Consider the following 1498-nt stretch of genomic DNA (forward strand, 5'->3'; position numbering starts at 1 on the left):
CGCATTGAACGCCATCACCACCTGCGTTGACGAAACCGGTGGCGGTCTGTCCCCGTCCGACGTGGCCCTGACAACACTCACACAACAACAAATCGATCATCTTCAAAAACTTTACCGCAAACGGCGCTTATCAACTGGCGAGTCTTCAAGGGGCCTGGCATGACAAATATCGATGGGGAATACGGCGCCAAGGAATCGGAAGATTCGACTTGGGACATCGAAGATTTCCTTCCGGTGACTCCATTACAGGAGGGGTTGATCTTTCACTCCCTGTACGGCGGGCAGGCTCAGGATCCTTATGTCGTTCCAATGGTTCTGGAGTTGGACGGACCTCTGGACACGGCGACGCTGCGAGCGTCCGTGCAGGCGTTGGTGAACCGACACCCCAGCTTGCGTGCTGGGTTCGTGCATGAGGGGCTCGATCAGCCGGTGCAGATCATCCCTCGCCGAGTTGAGATACCCTGGCGCGTCGTCGATCTGAGCGACCTGGACGTCATCGGCCAAAATGAGGAATTGAGTCGCCTGCTCGAAGAGGACAGTGCAGGTCGTTTCGATCTCGAGGCTGGACCGCTGCTCCGAATAATGGTGGTACGGCTGTCGTCTCGAAAGCATCAACTGGTGATTACCAGCCATCATCTGATATGGGATGGCTGGTCTGTTCCTGTGTTGGTGCGGGAGCTATTCGAAATCTATGCCGCAGGTGCGGACTCGCGTGGTCTGGCGCCCGCACCGTTGTATCGAGATTTTCTCTCTTGGTTGTCGGCCCAGGACCGCGACGCTGCGGAAATTGTGTGGCGCGAGGTGCTGGCAGGGGTCGACGGACCGACGCTTCTGGCCGAGCAGACGACAGTGGTGCCCGCGGGTGGTGCCGGCGAGCGTGATGTCGTCGAATCCTGGTTGTCGGAAGAGTTGACCAGTGCGTTGATTTCGGTCGCGCGGCAGTGCGGGACGACGATGGGGACGGTGCTGCAGGGTACATGGGGGGTGTTGTTGTCGCGGATGACCGGCCGTGACGACGTGGTCTTCGGGACGGTCGTGTCGGGGCGTCCGGCGCAACTGCCGGGTGTGGAGTCCATGATCGGTTTGTTTATCAACCCGATTCCGATTCGATTGCGCCCGGAATCCTCGGTTTCCGTGTCCGCGCTGTTGGAGCAGTTGCAGCAAGATCGAATTCGAGTCCTCGATCACCAATATCTGGGATTGAGCGATATCTGCCGGATGACGGGGAACAATGAGCTCTTTGACACTCTGCTGGTTTTCGAGAACTATCCCCTGGACCCTGATCTGCTGAGTCTTCCCGGCACTGATCTCACAATCACCGGGGTAAGCGCCCAGGACTCGACGCATTATCCGTTGGATATTACGGTCGTGCCCGGTTCCCGGATGCGGCTTCGGCTGGGCTTCCGTTCTGATGTGTTCGATCGTTCGACGGTGGAGTCGTTGGTCGCGCGGTGGGTTCGGGTGCTCGAGGCGGTGGCTGCTGATCCGGGGTGTCGGG

Annotated in this window: 1 protein-coding gene; it reads left to right on the forward strand. The window is 59.0% G+C overall.

Annotated features, from left to right (window positions below; genetic code table 11):
• Positions 1-159: 159 nt before the first annotated feature.
• A partial coding sequence (locus AB0L60_RS42375) for a condensation domain-containing protein (protein ID WP_364626616.1) occupies positions 160-1498 on the forward strand: 1339 nt, incomplete at its 3' end.

Source organism: Nocardia sp. NPDC051981 (assembly GCF_040680715.1).
Taxonomy (GTDB): domain Bacteria; phylum Actinomycetota; class Actinomycetes; order Mycobacteriales; family Mycobacteriaceae; genus Nocardia.